The organism is Rhodococcoides sp. S146-33 (assembly GCF_059489205.1).
In genome coordinates, this window is sequence record NZ_JCAJWY010000006.1 from 54,128 (window position 1) to 69,407 (window position 15,280).

Consider the following 15,280-nt stretch of genomic DNA (forward strand, 5'->3'; position numbering starts at 1 on the left):
CTGCCAGTGTCGGTACAGGATGAGGAGATCGCCATGTCAGTGAAGTCCGAATCGACGTCCACTCGGCACGTGATGCCCAAGAAGCAACTGCTCGCAGTCAGTATCGGCAACGCGGTGGAATGGTACGACTGGACTGTCTACGCTACGTTCTCCATCTACTTCGCCACTCAGATCTTCTCCGGCGACAACCCGGCTCTGGCGCTGCTGAGCACGTTGGCCACGTACTCGGTGGCGTTCTTCTTCCGGCCACTCGGCGGATTGTTGATCGGACGCTTCTCCGATCTCAAGGGCCGACGCCAGGCGATGATCCTGACGATCGCGATGATGTCCGGTGGGTCGTTCGCGATTGCCATTCTGCCCACCTTCGCCGTCGCAGGCTGGCTCGCTCCGATTCTGCTGCTGCTCGCCCGGATCGTGCAGGGCATGTCGATGGGCGGCGAGGTCTCCAATGCGTCGGCCTACCTCGCCGAGATCGCCCCGAATGACAGACGGGGCCGCTACTCGTCCTTCTACTACATCTCTACCGGCACAGCCATTCTCATCGCGTCATTGCTCGGCGCGTATCTCACCTTCGCACTCGACGACGCGCAGCTGAACTCGTGGGGCTGGCGCGTACCGTTCCTCATCGGCGGGCTGCTCGGAGTGGTGGGGCTCTGGATGCGACGCGGCATGGCCGAGGCCGACAATCAGGAGCGCAACGCCGTCAAGGCGAAGGCTGTACGAAACCCGTTGTGGATGACCATGAAGCATCATCCTCGTGCCGTTCTGCAGGTCGTGGGTTTCGTTCTCCTCGCCACTCTCGCCTACTACACGTTCTTCTCCGCGATGACGCCCTACGCCGTAAAGCAGCGCGGAGCGGACGCCAACGACGTGTTCGTGGCGTTGTCGATCGCCACTGCGATGTTCGTCGCGTTGCAGTACCCCATGGGCGCTCTCGCGGACCGTATCGGTCGCAAACCCCAATTGCTCACTTACGCGGCACTGTTCGCGATTCTGATCATCCCGCTCTCGAAGCTGATCGGGCCGTCGTTCGTCAAACTGCTGATCGTCTTCTGCGTCGGCCTGCTGCTGTTCGCGATGTGCTCGGCCATCATTCCTGCGGTCTTGGCCGAAGCCTTCCCGGCAGAGCTTCGAGGTGTCGGCATCGGGGCTTGGTACAACCTCACGGTTGCTCTCTTCGGCGGCACCGCTCCCCTACTGGTCAACGCCTTGTCCGATGCGGGTCACGCAGATTGGTTCTTCTACTACCTCGCTGCCGCCGCAGTGATCTCGTTCCTGACGATGGTGTGGATGCCGGAAAAGCGCGGCCAGGACCTGGACTGAATGCCCACGACACTACGATCGGATGGCACACACCGTCCGAGGCAGTAGGAGAACCATGCACCCGTTCGACGAGGCAGTCGCGCTCGAGGTAGCCGGCGACGGCACCTACAGCGGAAAGACGTCAGCGCCGTACAACAACATGGTCGGCCCGTTCGGTGGCATGACCGCGGCGACATTCGTTCGGGCCATCGAGCTGCATCCGGAACGCCTGGGAACGCCGGTCTCGCTGACGGTGAACTTCGCTGGACCGGTTGCCGAGGGCGATTTCGCGATCTCCGCCCGCCCGGTGCGAACCAACCGAAGCAACCAGCACTGGTATCTGGAACTGACGCAGAACGGTGCGGTGGCCACAACCGCAACCGCGGTGTTCGGGACACGGCGTGACACTTGGGACACCATCGAGGCGAGTGTCCCTGACGTTCCCTCCCCCGCCGATACGAAGCAAGGCGGTCTCCCCGACGCCATCGCCTGGGCCAAGAACTACGAGATGCGTTTCGTGGCAGGCGCACTGAGCGACCAGGCGTCCGCAGACTCGACCGAAACTCTCTGGATCCGCGACACGCCGCCCCGGCCGCTGGACTTTGCGGCCTTGACCTCGCTGAGCGATGTGTTCTATCCACGAATCTTTCAGCGGTTGGGCACGTACGTTCCGGCGGGCACCATCTCGTTGACGACCCACTACTTCGCGACGCCGGAGGACCTCGAGCAGCACGCCGACGGCTACATCCTCGGCACCGCACGAGCACGCCGCTTCCACCAGGGCTACTTCGACCAAACAGCGGAATTGTGGACCGAGGGCGGGAGCCTGATGGCCACCAGCCATCAGGTGGTCTACTACAAGGTCTGAGTAGCGTGACGTTATGACTCGCCCCTCGAATCACATCGACATCATCGCCGCGCCTGGAGTGTTCGCCGATCTCGCCACTGCACGGGAACTGGTAGCTCGGGCCCTCGCCGCACGCGGACTGTCCGGCGGAATCGTTGACGCCGCAACCGGATCCGATGAGGTCATCGTTGTTCCCGGCGACAGAATCCCCGCCGACACGTCGTCGTACAGCAGTGTCGTTCGAGTCGATCTGGGGCAGTGCGCACCGGACAGATCCCCGGGCATCCGCGCTCACATTCGCGGCCGTGGGCTCGACGGACTGCGATTCGCGATCGACAGCGTGTATTTCCACCGCGTCCATTCCGGCACGATCGTGGACTACGGGGATCACCCGGAGCAGCGCGCCGAACTGCGCGTGCCGGTCGGTGATGGCCCCTTTCCCGTTGCCGTGCTCATTCACGGTGGGTACTGGCGTTCGCGCTGGGAGTTCGACTTGATGGACGCGATGGCCGTCGATCTGACGGAGCGCGGTTACGCGACGTGGAACGTCGAATACCGTCGCCCCGACGAACACGAGTGGGATGCGACAACCGGAGATGTCGCGGCCGCGCTCGCAGCGCTGGAGACGGCACCCGGTGATCTGGATCTGTCTCGCATAGTCCTGTTCGGACATTCGGCGGGCGGTCAACTCGCACTGCGCGTCGCGGCAGATGCCGTCGGACAGCCGGTCACACCGGCCCTTGCCGTCAGCCTGGCCGGTGTTCTCGATCTGCGGGTCGCCGATGAGCGCTGGCTCGGCGAGGGCGCGGTGTCGAATGCGATCGGTGCGCGATTCGCCGGTGCGCAGGAGACCTACGAGGCGGCGTCTCCGATCTCGAGGCTTCCGCTCGGCATTCCGCAACTGGTGGTGAGTACGGTGTCCGACGACCCCAACCTGCTCGAGATCAGTCGGGCGTACTACGCGGCCGCCGCTTCAGGCTCGGATTCGGTCGACTACATCGAGGGACCGGGTGGCCATTTCGCCGTCGTCGATCCCGCGTCGGACATCTATCGGGACACCGTTCGCGAGGTCGATGCCCGAATCCGAGGTACCCGCGACCACGCGTCCGAGTAAGTCCGTATCGTGCATGGTGTGACGCGCAGCACACCGATGTGATGCCGAGACTTCAGGAGCGAGATCGATGAAGAGCACCATGCAGGACACCCCACTGTCCATCGGCCAGCTGGTTCGATTCGGGACGTCCATTCACTCCTCGGCCGAGATCACCACCTGGACCGACAGCGGCCCCACCACGGTGACCTTCGGGGAGTTGGGCAGGCGGGCAGCGCAACTCGCGCACGGACTGCGGTCGATCGGCATCGACGACGACCAGCGCGTCGGCACGTTCATGTGGAACAACGCCCCGCACATGGAGGCGTACATGGCAATTCCTGCGATGGGCGCGGTACTGCACACGCTGAACATTCGACTCTTCCCCGAGCAGCTCACCTACATCGTCAATCACGCCGAGGATCAGGTGATCATCGCCGACGCGAGCCTGCTCCCCCTGCTGACGCCGCTGCTGCCGACATTCCAGACCGTGCGACATCTCATCGTCGTCGGTGCCGACCCGGCGCAGGTGACCGCACCCGACGGCATCGAAGTACTGGGCTACGAGGACCTGCTGGCTGGTCGGTCGAAGGAGTTCGACTGGCCCGAGCTCGACGAACGATCCGCTGCCGCAATGTGTTACACCTCGGGCACCACCGGCGACCCCAAGGGCGTGGTGTATTCGCATCGATCGATCTACCTGCACTCGATGCAGGCCTGCATGACCGACGCGATGGCAATCGCGCAGTCCGACAAGGTGTTGGCCATCGTGCCGATGTTCCACGCCATGTCGTGGGGTTTGCCCTACGCAGCGCTGATGGTCGGTGCGTCTCTGATCATGCCCGACAGGTTCCTCCAGCCCGCCCCATTGGCCGAGATGATGTCGACGCTGCGGCCGACCGCCGCTGCAGCGGTCCCGACGATCTGGCAGGCATTGCTCGCTCACCTCGACGAGCACCCGGCAGACCTGTCGAGTCTGCGTGACGTGGTGGTCGGCGGCGCCGCGTGCCCGCCAAGTTTGATGAAGGCATTCCACGACAAGTACGGCGTGCACATCTCGCAGGCGTGGGGCATGACCGAGACCTCACCACTGGGCACCTCCGGTAGACCCGATGCCGGCCTGTCCGCCGAGGACGAGTTCGACTTGCGTTGCACGCAGGGACGATTCGTTGCCGGAGTGCGAGCACGACTTGTCGGCGATGCCGGTGACGTGCTGCCGTGGGACGGCAAGACCGTCGGTGAACTCGAGGTACGTGGCCCGTGGATCACCGGCAGCTACTACCGCGCCGATGCGGACGACAAGTTCGACGACGGCTGGCTGCGGACCGGTGACGTCGGCACCATCTCCGAGAGCGGCTACCTGCGCCTCACCGATCGCTCCAAGGACATCATCAAGTCCGGTGGCGAGTGGATCTCGTCGGTGGAACTCGAGAACCAGGTGATGGGACATCCGGCTGTTCGTGAGGCAGCTGTCATCGGTGTGCCGGACACCAAGTGGGACGAACGGCCCTTGGTTGCTGTTGTCGTTCGCGAGGGTGCGTCGGTGACGGCCGAGGAACTGAAACAATTCCTTGACAGCCGCGTCGCGCATTGGCAGCTGCCCGAGCGCTGGACCTTCATCGACGAGGTTCCGAAAACGAGTGTGGGCAAATACGACAAGAAGCGACTGCGGAGTTCTCATGCCGACGGTGCGTTGGAGGTCATCGAGCTGGTGTGACGCGGCCCGATGCGTGATGGGTGCCGACCACCTCGACACCCATCACCGTCAGCGCGCGAGCGAGTGCGCCGACCCCAACGAGGCGAGAGTCATGTCGGCAACGCGTTCCAACTGAGCTCGAGATGCGCCGTCTCGCGCGCGTTGCGACATGCCCTGAATGATCACGCCGATGAATTCGGCTACATCGACGGGATCCCACGACGCGGGCAATACACCGTCGGCAACGTTGTCGGAGATCCGCTTCGACAGCAGTGATACGTTGGCATTGCGCATGTCCCGCAACCGATCTGCGATGCTTCGATTGGCGTCGGTGACGCCGACGGCCGAGCTGATGATCAGACAGCCGCCCGGACACGAGTCGTCGGTGTAGTGCAACGCCGCGTCGTACAGCAGTCTCGAGATCAGCTCGGCTGCCCGGGCCTCCGCTGCGAACGCCCGGTCCATGAAGTCACCACGCGTTGCAAGGTAGCGGTCTACCGCCGCGAAGAACAACCCCTCCTTGCCACCGAACGCACTGTAGAGACTCGGCGGGTTGATGCCCATCGCACTGGTGAGCATCGAGACCGAGGTGCCCTCGTATCCGTGTTCCCAGAAGGCGAACATCGCCTGATCCAGCGCTGAGTCGACATCGAACTTTCGGCCCTGTCCTCGTACGCCGGCCATAGACCCTCCTGTGTCACATCGCAACCGTTCTGTGCGGCTGTGATCTAGTCTACTCCTGTAGCGATCGATAAACGAATACCCTACGCTGCAGTAAGAACTTCGGTTCGACGCAGAACGGAAGTGCGTGACCACGGCCCGAGAGTGCACATCACCGTCCAGGGGGATCGAAATGCGTAGTGCCGCTTCATTCAAACTCGGACTCAGCCACAGTGCGGACACCGACTCGACATGGAAGGTCGAGGCAGTCAAGCAGGTCGAATACCACGTCATCGCCGCACGCAATCTGTTCGCCCCGGAGAACTCCCAGCTACTGGACGGCTGCAGCGCAGCACCGTTGACCCGGGGAGACAGGCGGCTCATCGTCATCGACTCCAATGTCGACCGCATCCACGGCGACCGCATCAGGAGCTACTTCGAGCACCACGGAGTGGCCGCATCGTTCGTGCCGATGCGCGCCGACGAAACCGTCAAGGAGTGGAGCTCGGTCATCCGAGTTGTCGACGCCATGAACGCATTCGGGATCGACCGACGCCGCGAGCCGGTCATCGCCATCGGCGGCGGGGTACTGCTCGACGTCGTCGGATTCGCCGCGAGCGTCTATCGGCGCGGCACCCCCTACATCCGAATTCCCACCACCCTCATCGGGCTCGTCGACGCCGGAGTGGGCGTCAAGACGGGCGTCAACTACGGCATGGGCAAGAATCGCCTCGGAACCTATGCCCCTGCCCTTGCCACCTACGTGGATCGCGCCTTTCTGCGCACCCTGGACGACCGGCACCTGTCCAACGGCCTCGCCGAGATTCTGAAGATGGCGTTGATCAAGTCGGTCGACCTGTTCGAGCTGCTCGAAACTTTCGGCCAACGCCTCATCGGTGACAACTTCCAGGGTACGTGCAGCGAACTGGACATTGCTGCAACGCAAGTCATCGCCGAGTCGATCCACCTCATGCTCGAGGAACTCCAACCCAACCTGTGGGAGTCCTGCCTCGAACGGTGTGTGGACTACGGACACACGTTCTCGCCGACCCTGGAGATGGAGGCGTTGCCCGCTCTACTGCACGGCGAGGCCGTCAGCATCGACATGGCACTCACCTCTGCACTGGGATTCCTTCGCGGCAGCCTGAGCGGTGCCGATCTCGACCGAATCCTGTCGGTGATGGAGAAACTTGGCCTGCCTGTATGGAACGACGCGTTGTCTCGCGAAGGCCTGCTCGACGCCGCACTCGCAGATACCGTCCGGCACCGCGACGGGCGTCAGCGACTGCCACTTCCCGTCGGTATCGGTGGGCACCATTTCGCCAACGACGTGACGAACGACGAGATCGCGTCGGCGCTGTCCCTCCTCGCACGCAAGAACGCCGGGCTTCCTACGGGCGAAATTTCGGTGACGAAGGTGGCATCGTGAAGTGGGAGAGTCTGTATATCGAGGGCTTCGGCTCCTATCTGCCCGAAAGTCGAGTCCAGGCAGCCGATAGGGTCGCGGCGGGCCGATTCGAGGAGATCGAACACCAGAAGACCGGTCAGATATCGGCTGCGGTCTCGAACCCCGAACTCGGTGAGTCCGCGCCGAACATGGCCGTCCTCGCGGGCCGAGCCGCTCTGCAGGACAGCGGAATCAACACCGAGGAGATCGATCTCCTCGTGCACGCTGTCGTCCTGCACAACGGCCTCGAGGCCTGGAACTGCGGTGCCTACATCCAGAACGAACTCGGCATCGACGACTGCCTACCCATCGAAATCCGCACCGCATGCGCCGGCGCAATCGTGGGCATGGAGATGGTCGGCCGCTGGTTCGACGGGCGCGGCAAGGGATTGGTGACAGCATCCGACGCGTGGCGTATGCCGCTGTTCGATCGGTGGACATCAGACAGTGGACTCGTCTACGGAGACGGTGCCGCCGCCGCGGTCGTCGGCCCCGACCCCGGCCCGTTTCGCATTCTGTCCACATCCGTGGTGAGCGATGCACACCTCGAGCAGATGCACCGCGGCAACGACAGTCTCGACATGCCGGTCTACGACACCGAGGGTCCCATCGACCTACGAGCGCGTGTCGCCGGCTTCACCGCGACACACAGCATCGACGAGTTCTGGTCTCGCAACGCGGCAGCCCTGTCCCGTTGCGCCGAGACCGCATTGGGCGACTCGGAGACCCACCACAGCGAGATCAGCAGGTGGATCGTCCCCAACTTCGGCAACGTTCTGCTGCGCAAACAGTGCTTCGAGCCTCTCAAGATCAGACCGGATCAGACGCTCGTCGAGCTCGGTCGCACGATCGGCCATACCGGTGCCGCCGACCCGCTGCTCGGCCTCGACCTGCTTCGCCGCACCGAGGCAGTGCAGCCGGGCGACCGAATCATGCTCACCGGCATCGGCGTCGGGTTCACCTGGGGATGCGCAGTCGTCGAATACACCGGCCACGACAACACCACGAAGGGATAGACCATGGTTACCGAGACACGCCGTGAAGCGCCCACTACCAACGCCAATGTCGCCATCATCTGGATGCTGCTCGCAGTGTTCGGGGTGGGAACCGTCGAGTACCTCGTTGCTGGAGTTCTCCCGGATATCTCCTCCGATGTCGGTGTCAGCAATTCGACTGCGGGCCTGCTGGTCACGATCTACGCCGTCACGGTCGTGATCGGCGGGCCGCTGCTCACCATCGCGACCACCAGGGTTCCCCGGACCCCGCTCATCGCCGCGTTGATGGCCTTGTTCATCGTCGGCAACATCGGAACCGCGCTGGCCCCGAACTTCGCGACCCTCGTTGTGTTCCGCGTCATCACCGCACTCCCCCACGCCACGTTCTTCGCTTTGTGCCTGGTGTTGGCAACGTCATTGGTGGAGCCGGAGTTTCAGGGTCGAGTGATCGCCCGCGTGACGCTCGGCCTCAACCTCGCGACCGTCCTCGGAGTTCCGCTGGGCACACTGATCGGTTCACAGCTCGGGTGGCGGTGGTCGTTCGCCATCGTCGCACTCTTCCAGTTGTTCGTCACAGCCGCCCTGATCGCCTCGACCCGACGCGCAGCACCGTCACACCACACCGGCAGTGCCACTTCGGAACTGAGCGTGTTCACCCGAGGCCCCGTACTGTGGGCGATCGGGCTCACTGCACTGAGTCAGGCCGCACTGTTCGTGGTGTTCACCTACATCTCGCCGTATCTCACCGATCACGCCGGAATCTCCGCGTCCACCGTCACCATCGTGCTGTTCGTCTTCGGCGTCGGCTCCGTCGTCGGCAATCAGCTCGGCGGGTACTTCGCAGACAAGGCACTCGACAAGACGCTGTACACGGCATTGGCGGCGCTTGCCGTCGCCCTGCTCGTCCTGTTCCTCTTCGGCAGCACGCCGTGGTTCGCGTTCGCCTGGATGTTCGTCGTGGGTGCGGCCGGATTCTCGATCATTCCGCCGCTCGCCTCGAAGCTGATCGGTGCGGCCAGTGAAGCACCACACCTCGCCGCCACGGTCAACATCGCCGGGTTCCAACTCGCGAACGCCGCCGGTGCATGGATCGGTTCGATCGCGCTGTCGGGAGGCAACAGCGTCTCGGTCCTGCCTGCCATCGGCGCAGCGCTCGCCATCGGTGCAGTGTTGCTGCTCTTCGTCAGTCGTCGCACATCCCTGGCGGCCGGATGAGAGCCGCCGTGATCGACGCACCGCATTCGGTGTCGATCGTCGAGCTCGACGCCCCGGTCTGCGGCCCGGACGACGTCGTCGTCGCCGTCTCCTACGTCGGATTGTGCGGTACCGATCTGGAACTGCTGCACGGCACGTCCTCGTACCTGACCGAGGGAAAGACCGCGTTTCCGCACCACTTCGGACACGAGTGGGTCGGCGTGGTCGACCGGACAGGCAGCCACGTCCACGACCTCGACAATGGTGAAGCCGTCACCGGCAGCACCATGCTCTTCTGCCAGTCCTGCACAGCCTGCGGATCGGGCAAGCGCAATCAATGTTCGGATCTCAAGGAAGTCGGCCTGTACGAACACGGCGGTGCTGCAGCACAATTCCTCGTCATGCCGCGGCGCGCCGTGGTCTCGCTGGGACGCGTACCCGCCGAACCCGAACACGTGCTCATCGAACCGCTGGTCACCGTGCTCGAAGCGCTCGAGGCGGCGTCGGTGTCCCCGGGCGATCGAGTGCTCGTCATCGGCGCGGGAACCATCGGCAGTCTCGCGGTAGCCATGCTGTCCCGGTGCCCCGTCTTCGTCGACGTTCTCGAGCCACGATGCATCGAGCACCTCGGATCCGGCGCAGTGGCGCAGAGGTTCACGACAGCCGATGCTCTGACCGGGACCTACGACATCGTCGTCGAAGCATCGGGTGGGGCCGGTGCGCTGGGCACGGCAATCGGCGCACTCCGTCCCGGCGGAAAATGCATCCTCGTCGGCGTCGCCGCGCACTCCGAATCCATCGACCCCGGAATGGTTGCCCTGGCGGGTATTTCGATCATCGGGATTCGTCACGGTGTCGATCACTATCGCCGCGCGGCGGCGCTCTTTCCGCTGATTCGTCCCGCACTGGCCGCGCTCATCGACAGCGTGGTGCCGTTGTCCGACGCCAAAGCGGCGTTCGATCGTCTCGAAAGCCGCCGGACACGACCGAAAGTGGTGATCGCAGTTGAGTAGTCCCGGGTACACGGTTGTCACCGGTGCGAGCAGCGGAATCGGCCGCGCCATCGCGCTGGCCCTCGCGAACGAAGGGCACGATCTGATTCTCGGATACGGGCACGGCACCGATCGAATCAGTCGACTGGTGGACGATATTCGAGCCTCCTGTCCCGTAGACGCACTCGCGCTACACCTCGATCTGCGTGACGCGCGTGCCACGGTCGCTGCAGTCGAGAGCGCGGTAGGCGAGCTCGGCAGCATCCGATGCCTGGTCAACAACGCCGGCGTCAACGACCGATCCTCGGCCGACGCACTCGATGTCCAACGAATCGAGGACGTCCTTGCCATCAATACCGTCACACCACTCGCGTTGGCATCGGCGGTCGGTCGCCGCATGATCGCCGACGGTATCGCCGGCTCGATCGTCAACATCACCTCCGTTCACGACTCGATCCCCATCACCGGCGGAGCCGTGTATTGCGCCAGCAAGGCGGCGTTGGCCGCGTCGGGCAAGGTTCTCGCGCTCGAGTTCGCCCGGCACGGAATCCGTGTCAATTCCGTGGCACCCGGGGAAACAGCCACCGCGATGAACGGCGTCGACGACGAGTCGAGATACGCGGACATCGTGCGGCCGGCCATTCCGCTGGGGCGGCCCGCGGGAGTCGACGAAGTTGCCGCAGCCGCAGTGTTTCTCGCCGGACCCGCATCGAGCTACCTCACCGGCACCACCATCACCGTCGACGGTGGCCTCGTGCTGACCGCCGCAGAAGAGAACGCGCGATATGCGGGCCGACTGGTCCCCGCTACCGGACGAAAGGACATTGCATGAAGGCCGTGATCATCACCGCCAAGGGTGAACCCGACGTACTCACCGTCGCAGAGATCGACGAGCCCGAGGCAGGGCCTGGCGACATCGTCGTGTCGGTGGCTGCGGCCGCCGTCAACCCGGTAGACCTCAAGACTCGTTCAGGATTCCTGGACATCGAATTGATGTACCCCGCAGTCCTCGGTTGGGATGTCTCGGGAACCGTCGTCGCCGTGGGCCCGTCGGTCACTCGATTTGCACCGGGCGACAACGTGATCGGCATGATTGCCCAGCCGGCACACCGCTTCGGCACCTACGCCGAACGCGTCGTCGCCGACGAATCGTTGTTCGCGCACGCACCCACCGGCATCACCCTCGAGCACGCGGCCGCACTACCGCTCGCCGCCCTCACTGCCCTTCAACAGCTCGAAAAAATCACTCTCCCAGCACAATCCACAGTCTTGGTGACCGGTGCTGCCGGCGCGGTGGGCCGCATAGCGTCGGCCATTCTGCTGACCCGCGGCCACCGCGTCGACGCTCTCGCGCGCGAGTCCGACACCGACGATCTGCTCGAACTCGGTGCCCGCAGTGTGTTCGGCAAACCCGTAGATCTGCCCCTCGGGACTTACGACGCCGTCGTCGACACCGCAGGCGTGGTGGAAACGATCGACAGTGTTCGCGACGGCGGTGCGTACGTCTCCATCGAGGACGGCGATCAGCCCGAACCACAGCGCGGCATCACGCCGGGTAAGAGCTACGTCAACGAGGACGGGCCAGGTCTCGAGGAGTTCGCCGCGCTCGTCTCCGCGGGGACGATCACCGTTTCGGTCGCCCGCAAGTTCGGTTTCGACGAGGCCGCGCGCGCTCATTCCCTGCTCGCTTCCGGTGGAACACGAGGAAAGGTACTGCTGATCCCATGACCGTCACCACGAACATCGACACCTCGCTCACCACAATCGGAATCACCGTTCCCGACGGCCACGAAGCGGCCGACTTCGTTGCGTCACTGTTGGGCGTGAACTGCGGCGACAACGCATCGGTGCCGGTCGGGGACGGCATGTCCATCGAGTTCACCTCCTCGGCCGCTCCGGACCAAGTCCCGCCGCGGCTGGTGGACGTAGGGACCAATCACCTGTGCTTCACGGTCGGCGACATCGACGCTGCAGCGAGTTATCTCGCCGCACGCGAGGATGTTTCGGTGCTCGGCGACGTGATCACCGTGCCGGAGGGCCCGATTGCGGGCAACAGGTGGGTCTACTTCCGATCGCCGTGGGGCACATTGTTCGAGCTGCAGCAGTGGCCAGAGACGCCGGGATATTTCGGCGATACCGACGCCCGGCTGTATCACCGACGCGAGGATAATCCGTCGGCGCTGCTGCCGACCTGTAGAGGACTCGACCACTCCGGCTACAGCGTGGCAGATCTCGATGCCACGATTGCTCGGCTGGTGGAATCGCATTCCGCCGTCGAAGTACTGCGTACCGAGATCGAAGCAGATCGTGGTTTCATGCGTGCGCAATTCGACCTGGATGTGGAGGGCACCTCCCGGATGTCCATGGTGTCGGTCGGCGAGCTGAACGTCGAACTGTTCGAGCACAACATCGGCCGCAAACACGGTGCCCGACCACTGACGGCCAACGGCGGCAATTTCCTCACCCTGCCCACCGGCGATCGCAACACCGGTGCAGTTCGACTGTTCCCCGGTGCGCTGTGAAGTACGGAATCAATCTCCCGAACTTCGGTCCGCAAATCGACCCGGATGGGATTCTCGCGTGGGCGCGCACTGCCGAATCCGTCGGCTTCGACAACATTCTGCTCTCGGATCACGTGGTACTGACCGACGACGCCCATCGACGCTCCCCCGCACCGTTTTACGAATGCCTGGCCACGCTGTCGTGGCTCGCGGGTCAGACCGACTCCATCCGCCTCGGTAGCGGAGTGCTGATCGGAAGCCACCGTCATCCGGCACATCTGGCGCACGTGACAGCCACGATCGACCGGCTCAGCGGTGGACGACTCATCGTCGGAGTCGGCGTCGGCTGGACGGCGCAGGCATTCGATGTACTGGGCGTCCCGTTCCACCGGCGGGGTCGCATGACCGACGCCACGCTCGAAACTCTGCGCGCGGCATGGTCGTCGGAGACGTACGAGACTGCAGGAGCGAGCGGCACGCCACGCCGAGTCCACGGCGGACCGCTGCCGGTACAGACGCCACATCCACCGCTGTGGATCGGTGGCAACGGTCCCGCCGCGCTCGACCGGGCAAACACCCTCGGTACCGGTTGGCATCCGCTGCACCCGTCGCGGCAACTGTGCGTCGCTGGATCGCGCGCTTTGCACGACGGCACAGAGTTCGTTCCGAGGATCTACTTCCTCCCCACCGACACCCCGATCGAGTCACCGAACCGTCCACTCGGATACGGCAGCATCGAACAGATCCACACCGACATCGAGTTCCTCACCGAGGTGGGCGCGAGCACCGTGGTTCTCGACACCGATCCGGGTGATCAACGTCTGCGGCGGTCCACCGCACACGATCTCGAACTCGTCCGATACGCCGGCGAAGTCCTGGGGATGCGAGAGGAGGCCACGGTATGAGTGTGCAGCCCAGTCCGACTCGTCGATCCATCGGAAGTGGAGCCCGCGGAACGAACCAGATCACCGCTGCCGCATTCCTGTTCGACATGGATGGCACCCTGGTCGATTCGCACGAGTCCATCGAAGCGGTGTGGTTCGCTTTCGCCGAGCGCCACGGTGTCGACAAGGCGGTGATGTCCAATGCGCTACCGGGCCGACTGGCCGCCGACATCATTCTGCGGGTACTCGGGCCCACTGCCGACCTACGCGAGGCACTCGAGTGGATTCGAGAGCGCGAACACCAGAGTCTGGTGCCGGTTCGGCCCATCGCCGGTGCGGGGCAGTTTCTCGCCTCGGTGCCAGCGGACCGGTGGGCGGTGGTGACGTCGGCGTCACGTTCGATGATGGTGCGACGTCTGACCGCGGCCGGGCTACCGACACCGAAGGTTGCCGTGTGCGCCGAGGACGTGGCCGTCGGCAAGCCCGATCCTGAGGGATTTCTTTCTGCTGCAGAAAGACTGGGTGTGTCGATCGAGTCGTGCATCGTCTTCGAGGACGCAGACGCCGGCATTGCCGCAGCGCACGCCGCCGGCGCGCGATGCATCGCGATCGGCAACGAGTCCGGTCCGCAGGTTTCCCGCGTGGACGACTTCGAATCGTTGCGGGTCGCAGTGCGCGACGATGCCCTCGTGATCGACGCGGATCCGGTGCGATGACGGCAGCTGTGTCGGTCGATCTGGGCGGCACGTGGCTGCGTATCCGCAGTGGTGACGTCATCGAGCGAGTGCCCTCGCCCAGTGCGCTCAGACAGCCCGGCGTAGCGGCCGACAACCTGCTGCAGCAACTGATGGATACGCTCGATCGTCATGCGCCGCATGGTGCAGCGGTGAACATCTCGTGTGGCGCGGCGCTCGACGAGCAGAACGGCGTTGCACTGGGTTCGGGGCCACTGTGGGGCGGAGCGCCCACCGGTGAGATTCCCCTGCTGAGCATGTTGTCGTCCCGTCGTCCCGATGTGCACTGGAGACTCGTCAACGACGTGACCGCTGGGCTGGCGTCGTTCGCGCTCGGATTCGCCCGACCCACCGATCGGCACATCGCCTACTTCACGATCAGCAGCGGAATCGCAGCGCGCACTGCCATTTTGACCGAGAGATCCATTCCGGTGAACCATCGTGGCCTTCAGGGCGAGGTCGGTCATCTCCGAGCATCGACTTCGGCCCCCGAGGCAGTGCGGACGTTGCCCTGCGCATGCGGAGGAATCGGGCACGTCTCGTCCATCTCGTCCGGTCCCGCAGTTCAGGCAGTGGCAGATGCTCTCGAGATTCGCTACGACGTCGATACCTTTGCCTCGTCGCTGGCGGCCGGAGACCCCGATTCGTCCAGGCTGCTGCGGACAGTGGTAGAACCGATCGCCGAACTGGTCAGGACCATGATTACCCTCGACCCGCGCTTGGACCGCATCGGAATAGGCGGCGGTGTCGCCGAGGGACTGTGGGAATTCTACGAACGCGAGCTCACCGGGCAGCTCGCAGAGACGCGCTCGTATGCCGACTCCCTCACTCCGGAGCGCGTCGCCGACATCATCCATCTCTGTCGCCCCGGCGACATCGACACCCTGGCCGGAGCCGACGCCATCGCCGACGGCTTTCTCCGCGTCACGAAGATCTGA

Annotated in this window: 15 protein-coding genes; 14 read left to right on the plus strand and 1 reads right to left on the minus strand. The window is 64.2% G+C overall.

Annotated features, from left to right (window positions below; translation table 11 throughout):
* The first annotated feature begins 33 nt into the window (after positions 1 to 33).
* From AC5WEY_RS21250 to AC5WEY_RS21265, 4 genes are all read left to right on the plus strand, one after another.
* Entirely contained in the window at positions 34 to 1,323 is a 1,290-nt protein-coding gene (locus AC5WEY_RS21250) for an MFS transporter (protein ID WP_495647411.1), read from the plus strand.
* 22 nt (positions 1,324 to 1,345) lie between these two features.
* A complete protein-coding gene (locus AC5WEY_RS21255) occupies positions 1,346 to 2,170 on the plus strand; it encodes an acyl-CoA thioesterase (RefSeq protein WP_495647412.1) in 825 nt (274 codons plus the stop codon).
* A gap of 13 nt (positions 2,171 to 2,183) precedes the next feature.
* Positions 2,184 to 3,263 carry an alpha/beta hydrolase gene (locus AC5WEY_RS21260; protein WP_495647413.1) on the plus strand — a complete coding sequence of 360 codons (1,080 nt, stop codon included), beginning with the start codon at positions 2,184 to 2,186 and terminating at the stop codon, positions 3,261 to 3,263.
* A gap of 67 nt (positions 3,264 to 3,330) precedes the next feature.
* Positions 3,331 to 4,956 carry a long-chain fatty acid--CoA ligase gene (locus AC5WEY_RS21265; RefSeq protein WP_495647414.1) on the plus strand — a complete coding sequence of 542 codons (1,626 nt, stop codon included), beginning with the start codon at positions 3,331 to 3,333 and terminating at the stop codon, positions 4,954 to 4,956.
* Positions 4,957 to 5,004: 48 nt separating this feature from the next.
* Here AC5WEY_RS21265 and AC5WEY_RS21270 read toward each other — a convergent pair whose 3' ends face one another.
* Positions 5,005 to 5,619 carry a TetR/AcrR family transcriptional regulator gene (locus AC5WEY_RS21270; protein ID WP_495647415.1) on the minus strand — a complete coding sequence of 205 codons (615 nt, stop codon included), beginning with the start codon at positions 5,617 to 5,619 and terminating at the stop codon, positions 5,005 to 5,007.
* A 169-nt stretch (positions 5,620 to 5,788) separates the two neighbouring features.
* On the opposite strand from AC5WEY_RS21270, the gene AC5WEY_RS21275 reads away from it, so the two are divergent.
* The 10 genes from AC5WEY_RS21275 to AC5WEY_RS21320 are packed head-to-tail and all read left to right on the plus strand — an operon-like array spanning position 5,789 to position 15,280.
* The gene (locus AC5WEY_RS21275) at positions 5,789 to 7,024 is read left to right on the plus strand and encodes a sedoheptulose 7-phosphate cyclase (protein WP_495647416.1); all 1,236 of its coding nucleotides are present in this window, start codon (positions 5,789 to 5,791) and stop codon (positions 7,022 to 7,024) included.
* Positions 7,021 to 8,058, plus strand: coding sequence for a 3-oxoacyl-ACP synthase III family protein (locus AC5WEY_RS21280; RefSeq protein WP_495647417.1), 1,038 nt, complete (start codon positions 7,021 to 7,023; stop codon positions 8,056 to 8,058). Before AC5WEY_RS21275 ends, AC5WEY_RS21280 begins: the two co-directional genes overlap by 4 nt.
* Before the next feature lie 3 nt (positions 8,059 to 8,061).
* Entirely contained in the window at positions 8,062 to 9,252 is a 1,191-nt protein-coding gene (locus tag AC5WEY_RS21285) for an MFS transporter (RefSeq protein ID WP_495647418.1), read from the plus strand.
* Positions 9,253 to 9,260: 8 nt separating this feature from the next.
* On the plus strand, positions 9,261 to 10,244 hold the full coding sequence (locus AC5WEY_RS21290) for a zinc-dependent alcohol dehydrogenase (protein ID WP_495647419.1): 984 nt from the start codon (positions 9,261 to 9,263) through the stop codon (positions 10,242 to 10,244).
* Positions 10,237 to 11,055 (plus strand): SDR family NAD(P)-dependent oxidoreductase, encoded by an 819-nt coding sequence (locus AC5WEY_RS21295; RefSeq protein WP_495647420.1) that lies wholly within the window; start codon positions 10,237 to 10,239, stop codon positions 11,053 to 11,055. The genes AC5WEY_RS21290 and AC5WEY_RS21295 overlap by 8 nt, the downstream gene beginning before the upstream one ends.
* Positions 11,052 to 11,951 (plus strand): NADP-dependent oxidoreductase, encoded by a 900-nt coding sequence (locus tag AC5WEY_RS21300; RefSeq protein WP_495647421.1) that lies wholly within the window; start codon positions 11,052 to 11,054, stop codon positions 11,949 to 11,951. Before AC5WEY_RS21295 ends, AC5WEY_RS21300 begins: the two co-directional genes overlap by 4 nt.
* Positions 11,948 to 12,745, plus strand: a complete 798-nt coding sequence (locus tag AC5WEY_RS21305) for a VOC family protein (protein ID WP_495647422.1) — start codon at positions 11,948 to 11,950, stop codon at positions 12,743 to 12,745. The genes AC5WEY_RS21300 and AC5WEY_RS21305 overlap by 4 nt, the downstream gene beginning before the upstream one ends.
* The gene (locus AC5WEY_RS21310; RefSeq protein ID WP_495647423.1) at positions 12,742 to 13,629 is read left to right on the plus strand and encodes a TIGR03619 family F420-dependent LLM class oxidoreductase; all 888 of its coding nucleotides are present in this window, start codon (positions 12,742 to 12,744) and stop codon (positions 13,627 to 13,629) included. The genes AC5WEY_RS21305 and AC5WEY_RS21310 overlap by 4 nt, the downstream gene beginning before the upstream one ends.
* Positions 13,626 to 14,324 (plus strand): HAD-IA family hydrolase, encoded by a 699-nt coding sequence (locus AC5WEY_RS21315; RefSeq protein ID WP_495647424.1) that lies wholly within the window; start codon positions 13,626 to 13,628, stop codon positions 14,322 to 14,324. The genes AC5WEY_RS21310 and AC5WEY_RS21315 overlap by 4 nt, the downstream gene beginning before the upstream one ends.
* Positions 14,321 to 15,280, plus strand: a complete 960-nt coding sequence (locus AC5WEY_RS21320; RefSeq protein ID WP_495647425.1) for an ROK family protein — start codon at positions 14,321 to 14,323, stop codon at positions 15,278 to 15,280. The genes AC5WEY_RS21315 and AC5WEY_RS21320 overlap by 4 nt, the downstream gene beginning before the upstream one ends.

Excerpts from the sequence above, each read along its gene's own strand:
- AC5WEY_RS21250 (WP_495647411.1), top strand. The coding sequence starts at position 34 with ATGTCAGTGAAGTCCGAATCGACGTCCACTCGGCACGTGATGCCCAAG.
- AC5WEY_RS21255 (WP_495647412.1), top strand. The coding sequence starts at position 1,346 with ATGGCACACACCGTCCGAGGCAGTAGGAGAACCATGCACCCGTTCGAC.
- AC5WEY_RS21260 (WP_495647413.1), top strand. The coding sequence starts at position 2,184 with ATGACTCGCCCCTCGAATCACATCGACATCATCGCCGCGCCTGGAGTG.
- AC5WEY_RS21265 (WP_495647414.1), top strand. The coding sequence starts at position 3,331 with ATGAAGAGCACCATGCAGGACACCCCACTGTCCATCGGCCAGCTGGTT.
- AC5WEY_RS21270 (WP_495647415.1), bottom strand. The coding sequence starts at position 5,619 with ATGGCCGGCGTACGAGGACAGGGCCGAAAGTTCGATGTCGACTCAGCG.
- AC5WEY_RS21275 (WP_495647416.1), top strand. The coding sequence starts at position 5,789 with ATGCGTAGTGCCGCTTCATTCAAACTCGGACTCAGCCACAGTGCGGAC.
- AC5WEY_RS21285 (WP_495647418.1), top strand. The coding sequence starts at position 8,062 with ATGGTTACCGAGACACGCCGTGAAGCGCCCACTACCAACGCCAATGTC.
- AC5WEY_RS21300 (WP_495647421.1), top strand. The coding sequence starts at position 11,052 with ATGAAGGCCGTGATCATCACCGCCAAGGGTGAACCCGACGTACTCACC.
- AC5WEY_RS21305 (WP_495647422.1), top strand. The coding sequence starts at position 11,948 with ATGACCGTCACCACGAACATCGACACCTCGCTCACCACAATCGGAATC.
- AC5WEY_RS21315 (WP_495647424.1), top strand. The coding sequence starts at position 13,626 with ATGAGTGTGCAGCCCAGTCCGACTCGTCGATCCATCGGAAGTGGAGCC.
- AC5WEY_RS21320 (WP_495647425.1), top strand. The coding sequence starts at position 14,321 with ATGACGGCAGCTGTGTCGGTCGATCTGGGCGGCACGTGGCTGCGTATC.